Origin of the sequence: Ferrovum sp., from assembly GCF_027317285.1 — a bacterium.
Lineage (GTDB): Bacteria > Pseudomonadota > Gammaproteobacteria > Burkholderiales > Ferrovaceae > Ferrovum.
The window spans coordinates 1-7,623 of the sequence record NZ_DAHVHV010000070.1 but is presented as its reverse complement, the minus strand read 5'-3'; the positions used below and the strand labels follow the sequence as shown (position 1 = coordinate 7,623).

General features: G+C 58.6%; 10 protein-coding genes. 9 read left to right on the top strand and 1 reads right to left on the bottom strand.

Annotated elements, in window-relative coordinates; all coding sequences use genetic code 11:
- Positions 1-792, bottom strand: a 792-nt coding sequence (locus M6F29_RS10720; RefSeq protein ID WP_298159626.1) for a LysR family transcriptional regulator, incomplete at its 3' end; no start/stop codon positions are given.
- Positions 793-1,172: 380 nt separating this feature from the next.
- Here M6F29_RS10720 and M6F29_RS10715 point away from each other — a divergent pair.
- From M6F29_RS10715 to M6F29_RS10675, 9 genes are all read left to right on the top strand, one after another.
- Entirely contained in the window at positions 1,173-2,594 is a 1,422-nt protein-coding gene (locus M6F29_RS10715) for a form I ribulose bisphosphate carboxylase large subunit (RefSeq protein WP_298159623.1), read from the top strand.
- A 15-nt stretch (positions 2,595-2,609) separates the two neighbouring features.
- Positions 2,610-2,942, top strand: a complete 333-nt coding sequence (locus M6F29_RS10710; RefSeq protein WP_297480681.1) for a ribulose bisphosphate carboxylase small subunit — start codon at positions 2,610-2,612, stop codon at positions 2,940-2,942.
- A 66-nt stretch (positions 2,943-3,008) separates the two neighbouring features.
- The gene (locus tag M6F29_RS10705; protein WP_298159620.1) at positions 3,009-4,634 is read left to right on the top strand and encodes an alpha-carboxysome scaffolding protein CsoS2; all 1,626 of its coding nucleotides are present in this window, start codon (positions 3,009-3,011) and stop codon (positions 4,632-4,634) included.
- Between the two features lie 3 nt (positions 4,635-4,637).
- The gene (locus tag M6F29_RS10700) at positions 4,638-6,215 is read left to right on the top strand and encodes a carboxysome shell carbonic anhydrase (protein WP_298159618.1); all 1,578 of its coding nucleotides are present in this window, start codon (positions 4,638-4,640) and stop codon (positions 6,213-6,215) included.
- A gap of 18 nt (positions 6,216-6,233) precedes the next feature.
- A complete protein-coding gene (gene csoS4 / locus M6F29_RS10695; RefSeq protein ID WP_297485860.1) occupies positions 6,234-6,482 on the top strand; it encodes an alpha-carboxysome shell vertex protein CsoS4 in 249 nt (82 codons plus the stop codon).
- A gap of 1 nt (position 6,483) precedes the next feature.
- On the top strand, positions 6,484-6,750 hold the full coding sequence (locus tag M6F29_RS10690; protein ID WP_297480670.1) for a carboxysome peptide B: 267 nt from the start codon (positions 6,484-6,486) through the stop codon (positions 6,748-6,750).
- Positions 6,751-6,782: 32 nt separating this feature from the next.
- Complete coding sequence (gene csoS1 / locus M6F29_RS10685; protein WP_297505247.1) at positions 6,783-7,082, top strand: alpha-carboxysome major shell protein CsoS1; 300 nt, start codon at positions 6,783-6,785, stop codon at positions 7,080-7,082.
- A 42-nt stretch (positions 7,083-7,124) separates the two neighbouring features.
- Positions 7,125-7,424, top strand: coding sequence for an alpha-carboxysome major shell protein CsoS1 (gene csoS1 / locus M6F29_RS10680; RefSeq protein WP_298159613.1), 300 nt, complete (start codon positions 7,125-7,127; stop codon positions 7,422-7,424).
- Between the two features lie 44 nt (positions 7,425-7,468).
- A partial coding sequence (locus M6F29_RS10675) for a BMC domain-containing protein (protein ID WP_298159629.1) occupies positions 7,469-7,623 on the top strand: 155 nt, incomplete at its 3' end.

Sequence of the window (7,623 nt, the reverse complement as noted above, 5' to 3'; positions counted from 1 at the left end):
TTGCACGTCGAGTAGCGCCAGTTCTCCAGCGGCGAGTTCCGAACCAATCGTACTGGCGGACAGCACCGCCACGCCCAAACCGCTCGCCACCACCTGCTTGACGGCCTCGTTGCTACCAAATTCCATGCGTGTCTTGAGGGCGACATTGTGCCGCTCGAAAAATTCCTCGGTGGCCAGGCGCGTCCCCGAACCCGGCTCACGCAGAATAAATGGAACATCCCGTAGGCGCGAGGGATCGATATTCTTTTCCGAAACCAGGGGATGGTCTGGCCGGGCCAGCACCACCAGGGGATTGTCAGAGAAGGGTTCGGCAATGACATTCATGTGTGCAGGGGGCTGGCCCAGGATGTAGAGATCGTCCTGGTTACGCGCGAGCCGTTCCAGCAAAATCCCCCGGTTACCGACGAACAAGGAGGTTTCGACGCCATGATGTTTCGCGCAGAAGTCGCCCAGCAGGCGAGGAATGAAGTATTTGGCCGTGGAAAGAGTGGCAAGTTTCAGTCTGCCTTTCTCCAGTCCCTGGAGTGCGGCCAGTTCCTGAGCAAGGCGCTCCAGCCGGTCGAGTATATCCTGACTGGCCGACATCAGGGCCTCCCCGGCCGGGGTCAGATAAATCTTTTTGCCGATCTGGTCGAAAACGGGCTGACCGATGGCATCAGCAAGTTGCTTGACCTGGATGGACAGTGCGGGCGGTGTCAGGTGAAGTTCTTCGGCGGCACGGGCAAAACTCATGTGCCGAGCCACGGCATCGAAGATCTTGAACTGGTGTAGGGTAGCGTAGCGGATCGGCATGGTTATATTAAACCAGAGTAAAACATGATTGTAAATATATTTAACTTTTATTACCCATTGAAATTCTTCATACTTTCCGAAGCCCCCCCGGCCGCCTGAGCAATTCTTGCGGCCGGAATCGCCCCATGTCCCCGGATACCCAGCGCCACCGCTCCTGACAGATACCGTTTCGGAGGGTCTGGTCACATGACCTGATCAAGGTCAGCGAAGTGTCGACCCGCATCAATTTGCCGAACCAATATTAAATTAAATTAAAGATAATCGTAAATATAATTAACTTTAATTAATTCATCAAATCTTTCACAATACAACTCAACCAACGGAACTCACATCAGGGTTCCAGGCGCGAATTTGTCAACTATCCTACGAGGAGAGCAAGTATGGCCGTTAAAAAATATGAGGCCGGTGTAAAGGAATACCGGCAGACCTATTGGGCGCCAGAATATGTGCCGTTAGACTCGGATATCCTGGCCTGTTTCAAGATCACCCCGCAACCCGGGGTGGATCGGGAAGAAGCTGCAGCGGCCGTTGCGGCCGAATCCTCTACCGGAACCTGGACCACGGTCTGGACCGACTTGCTGACCGATCTGGACTACTACAAGGGTCGTTCCTACCGTATCGAGGATGTTCCTGGCGACGACACCAGCTTCTATGCGTTTGTGGCCTACCCGATCGATCTGTTTGAAGAAGGTTCCGTGGTGAACGTGTTCACCTCACTGGTTGGTAACGTATTCGGCTTCAAGGCCATCCGCGCCTTGCGCCTGGAGGACGTACGCTTCCCGCTCGCCTACGTCAAGACCTGCAACGGACCCCCCCATGGCATCCAGGTCGAGCGTGACAAGATGAACAAGTATGGCCGTCCCTTGCTGGGTTGCACCATCAAGCCAAAACTGGGTCTGTCGGCCAAGAATTACGGACGCGCCGTATACGAATGCCTGCGTGGTGGACTGGACTTCACAAAAGACGATGAAAACGTCAACTCCCAGCCCTTCATGCGCTGGCGCGACCGCTTCCTGTTTGTTCAGGATGCCATCGAAAATGCTCAGGTGGAAACCGGCGAGCGCAAGGGACACTACCTGAACGTAACCGCTCCGTCTCCCGAAGAAATGTATGAGCGGGCCGAGTTTGCCAAGGAGATCGGCTCACCCATCATCATGCACGACTACCTCACCGGCGGTCTCTGCGCGAATACTGGTCTGGCGCGGTGGTGCCGCAAGAACGGCATGCTGCTGCACATTCATCGCGCCATGCACGCCGTGCTCGATCGTAACCCGCACCATGGCATCCACTTTCGCGTGCTGACCAAAGCGCTACGCCTGTCCGGCGGCGACCATCTGCACTCCGGCACCGTGGTGGGAAAACTTGAAGGCGATCGCGGCGCAACCTTGGGCTGGGTTGACTTGATGCGGGAATCCTTCATCCCCGAAGACCGCTCGCGCGGCATCATGTTCGACCAGGATTGGGGCTCCATGCCAGGCGTGTTCCCTGTCGCCTCTGGCGGTATTCACGTTTGGCACATGCCGGCGCTGGTCAATATCTTTGGCGACGACTCGGTATTGCAATTTGGTGGCGGTACCCTGGGCCATCCGTGGGGCAATGCCGCTGGCGCCGCCGCCAACCGCGTGGCACTGGAAGCATGCGTCGAAGCGCGTAATGAAGGGCGAGAACTGGAGCGCGAGGGAAAAGACATCCTCACCAACGCCGCCAAGGACAGTCCGGAGTTGAAGATTGCGATGGAAACCTGGAAAGAGATCAAGTTCGAATTCGATACCGTGGACAAACTGGACGTGGTGAACCGTTAAATAAAAGGAAAGAAAATGGCCGACATTCAAGATTACAACTCGACACCCAAGTACGAAACCTTCTCATATTTGCCAGCGATGTCGCCGGAAAAAATGCGTCGCCAGATTGCCTATATCGTAAGTCAAGGCTGGAACCCCGGCATCGAACACGTGGAACCGGCGCGCGCATTCAACTACTACTGGTACATGTGGAAACTGCCCATGTTCGGCGAACAATCGGTGGACGCCATCCTTGCCGAACTGGAAGCCTGCCATCGCGCGCATCCCAACCACCACGTGCGTCTGATCGGCTATGACAACTACTCCCAGAGTCAGGGCAGTTCCTTCGTGGTGTTCCGTAGTCGGTAATCGGGGGGCGGGGGATCCGAACCCAGGGTCGCCCACGGAAACGATTGAAATTGGAAGGATAAAAGCATGAGCGACGCTAAGACAGAGATCAAGGAAGCCATACCCAACACCGCGAATGGGCGCATGCTCTCACGGGCACGCCGTCAGGCAATGTCGCATAGCGGCAAGGCAGGTTTGGGACAGGTGCGCAAAACCGAGCCGGTGCGCGCTGTGGCGTATGCTGCGCCACCCAGTTCTGCCAGTGACGATAAACAGGGTACGAGCGACTGCGGTTGTGGTCATTCCACCGAGCAGAAACCGCTGGAGGCAGCAGCAGTCGGGTTGAGCGGCGGTCGCGCCATTGCGCGGGCGCGCCGCGCAGCCCTGTGCCTGAACGGTCGTGGCAATGATCCAGCGTGTCGCCCTTCCGGACGAGTGCGCTCTCGGTCGGTTCCGGTCAAAGTCGAGATTGGCACCACATTGAGCGGCACTCCGGTCAGCGGCACCCAGGTCGAGCGCAGCAGCAAGGTCACCGGAACCGAATCAGGCAGTTGCCGGGCAGTTACCGGCACCGAGTATATCGGCGCCGAACAGTATGAGAAGTTATGTACTTCCACTCCGCCAGCCGCACCTGCCAAGGTCAGTGTCAGCAACACCAGCCGTAACCAGCGTGTGAGCGGTGTCGAACTTGGTCGCAGCGTAAAGGTGACGGGGGATGAATACGGTGCCTGCAAAACGGTGACCGGGACCGAATATCTCAGCGCCGACCAATTCGAATCCTTCTGCACCACCAGGTCGCCAACTTCGCCCACCAAGGTGAGCGTGATGAGCACGGTTCGCGAGCGCCCGGTGACCGGCACCGATATCGCAGCGGGCAAATCAGTCACTGGCAGCGAGTACGGCGGATGCCAGCCGATTTCCGGCACAGAATACATGGGGCCGGACCACTATACCGCGTTTTGCGACACAGAACGACAGGCCGCCTCGCGTGCCCTGATGGCAAGCCGCGGCGCCCGGGCGGGCGCTGTGCCGAGCGGAACCCGCATCGGGTCGGGTGACAAGGTGACAGGCGTGGAGCGTGGCGAGGATCTGGTTCTGAGCGGGACACCCTACTCCGGCCCCCATCAGCGCGTATCGCAGAGAGGCGCCAATAGCAACCCGCACCCGCTCACGCGCGGACCTGCAGATGCGCCGCATGAAACAGTCTCTACGCCGCCGCAGGCACCCATGGTGCAGGGCAATTTCAGCATCACCCCGCCAGCACGCCAGAACAGCGGCCTGAGTCGCATTACCGGCACCGCCTCCGGCGCGCAGGACCGTATCACCGGACCCGTCAATTTGGCTACCGGGCTTGTTTCGGGCACACCGGAGTTTCGCTACCGGGACGAGATCTACGACCCGGCCTCCGTAAAGATGGAACAACGTCAGGTGCCTGAAGCGCAGCGCAGCCGCCTCACCGGAGACGGACGCGAGGGGGGTTTCGCCATCACGGGCGCCGCCTGGCGACGTAACGAAAGCATTACCGGGACCGAAGGGACCTCAGCGACACGGCGCAACCCGACCCAGCGTGGCAATCAACGCAGCATGGCAATGCAGGTTCCTGCACTGAAGGATCGCGAACATCTGCAAGTACCGCTGAGTAAAGTCACCGGCAGCAGCGGCAGTTCCGCCACTGGCTCAACCATCACTTACTCCGGCGGAGCGCGTGGCTAACCCATGAATACTCGAAATCGCCCTGGCCGTCACAGCAGCCCGCAACCGACAACAATTCCCCCTCCCAACGGACTGAGGGGAATGCCCGGTGGCTCGCCCCAAGGTCGACAACCGGAAATTCGGGTTACCGCACCGGCCGTGAAACCCAATCCGGCATGCACGATGCAAAATGGGCGTTTGTGTCGTCATCCGTTAACCAATGAGGTGGAAAACCGACGACTGCTGCACCATGAGGAAAACATCAAGGGGCGCTTCGCCAATATCGTTCCCGTGTTGAAGCGTATCGCCGGATTGCAGCATGAACCGGATTTTGTCGAACAGGCGCAGGCCGTCGCAAACCAGGAACTCGGCTTTGACTTGCCGTCGCACATACTGGAGGATGCATGGGTATCCAATCTGAATATGCGCGCTCTGTATGGCGAAAGCGTGATGCGCACACTGCGCCTGCTGGCTGAGCAGGTTCGCGCAGCCAATCCACCGGAAGTGGTCGATGCGGATGAGGCGATGTCGTTTCTGCTGGATTGCGGCTACCACGCAGTCGACATCTCGCCCTGCTCGGACGGTCGTTTGAAGGGTTTGGTGCGCTACATTCTGCGCATGCCTGCCGGAGCGGTGCGCAGCCGTCAGTCCTACGCCGGGGCGATGTTCGATGTGGATGCCAATGTCAAGCGTTGGATCGAAACCGAGTTGATGCGCTTTCGCGAAGGCCGTCCGGTGACCGCCGATGCAGGGACGCGTTACCTGAAGATGGTGGTGTACCACACCAGCAGTTCCGATCCCGCGCACGAAGGCTGCGCCGCCCACGGCAGTAATGCGATGCTGGCATCGGAGAAAGGACTGGCGCGGTTGCGTGAGTTTCGCCAGGCCATCGAAAACAGTTTCTGTTGCGGTGCTTCGGTCGATACCTTGCTGGTCGGTGTGGACACGGATACCGACGCAATCAGGATACATGTGCCCGACGCGGATGGCGAAATGAGTTTGCATCGTACCGTGGATAATCTTGCGCTGTACCGCCAGACCCTCGACGACGATGAAAATACGGCCCGACTCAAGGTCTACCAGGCGATTCAGGCAGCCAGCGCCCAGGATGGCTGGGGTCGCGGCAACGGCGAACCACATGACGGCATGCGACGCCTGATTGCAACGCTGTTGATCAACAACTTGTCGCAGATCGAATATGTCTGTGGCAACTGGGGCGGTCGTTACCCGGATATCGGCCATAACGAGCGCTTCATCAGCGTTGGAGACGGGTTCGAGGAGTTTCAGTTACGCAATCTGGCCTATTTTGCCCACCTGCATACGGTTGAGGAAGGTGCGCCCGATTTGGACGTGGGGATCAGGATCTTCAGGAAATTGAATGTCCGTCACGGCTTGCCGATTCCGCTGGCGATTCACTTCCGTTATGACAGCCGCGTGCCCGGCTGCCGCGAACGCAAGGCAGAAAATTGCCGTCGGGTCAAGGCGGCCATCGAGTCACGCTACACCGATCTGGCCCAGCAGGGACTGCTGGCTTGCGGCATGACAATCCAGGACAAGCGACCCGGCTGTCCGATCGAACCAATCGAGCCGAGTGGGGCTTAAGGCTTCACGGAGAATGAAATGAAAATTTGTCAGGTAGAAAAAACCCTGGTTTCGACTAACCGGATCAAGGAGATGGGGCATCGTCCGCTGCTGGTGGTAAGGGAAAAAGGGGGTTCACGCAGCATTGCGGTAGATGCAGTGGGCTGCATCCCGGGAGACTGGGTGATGTGTGTGGGGTCTTCTGCTGCACGTGAGGCCGCAGGCGGCAAAGATTTTCCAAGCGACCTCACCATCGTCGGCATCATCGACCATTGGGCAGAAGATTGAAATGGAAATCATGGAAGTCGTCTCCGACCTTGTATCCACGCGTCGCATTCCTGGGTTGTACAACATTTCGCTCCGGGTGGTCCGCGATTTCAAGGGCCGGCTCAGTGTAGCGTCCGATCCAGTGGGCGTACCGCCGGGCAAATGGGTATTTACCGTGAGCGGTTCAGCGGCGCGCTACGCCACGGGCGATTACAGGGTTCTCACCGATTTGACCATCGGCGGCATCATCGATGGTTGGAACCCCGATGCGGATCAGTCCGGCAAGTAAACAGTTTTATTAACGCAAAAGGAGTACTGAAAATGGCAAACGTAAGCGGTATTGCATTGGGCATGATCGAAACACGCGGCCTGGTGCCGGCAATCGAAGCAGCCGATGCCATGACCAAGGCGGCAGAAGTTCGCCTGGTGGGGCGTCAGTTCGTCGGCGGCGGCTACGTCACCGTCCTGGTACGGGGTGAAACCGGCGCGGTGAACGCGGCAGTGCGCGCCGGCGCGGATGCCTGCGAACGAGTGGGAGACGGTCTGGTCGCCGCGCACATCATCGCACGCGTGCACAGCGAGGTGGAAAACATTCTGCCGAACCAACCCGAAGAAAAATAACGGGTTCTGTCTTAACAACTTGACGAAAAAAGGGAATACATCATGGCAAACAGAGTGAGTGGTATCGCATTGGGCATGATCGAAACACGCGGCCTGGTGCCGGCAATCGAAGCAGCCGACGCCATGACCAAGGCGGCAGAAGTTCGCCTGGTGGGGCGTCAGTTCGTTGGCGGCGGCTACGTCACCGTCCTGGTACGGGGTGAAACCGGCGCGGTGAACGCGGCAGTGCGCGCCGGCGCGGATGCCTGCGAACGAGTGGGAGACGGTCTGGTCGCCGCGCACATCATCGCACGCGTGCACAGCGAGGTGGAAAACATTCTGCCGAACCAGCCTGAAGCGTGACGGGTTTTTTGTTTCAACAACTTGACGAGGGAAGGGAATACATCATGGCAAACATAGTGAGCGGTATTGCATTGGGCATGATCGAAACACGCGGCCTGGTGCCGGCAATCGAAGCAGCCGATGCCATGACCAAGGCGGCAGAAGTTCGCCTGGTGGGGCGTCAGTTCGTCGGCGGCGGCTACGTCACCGTCCTGGTACG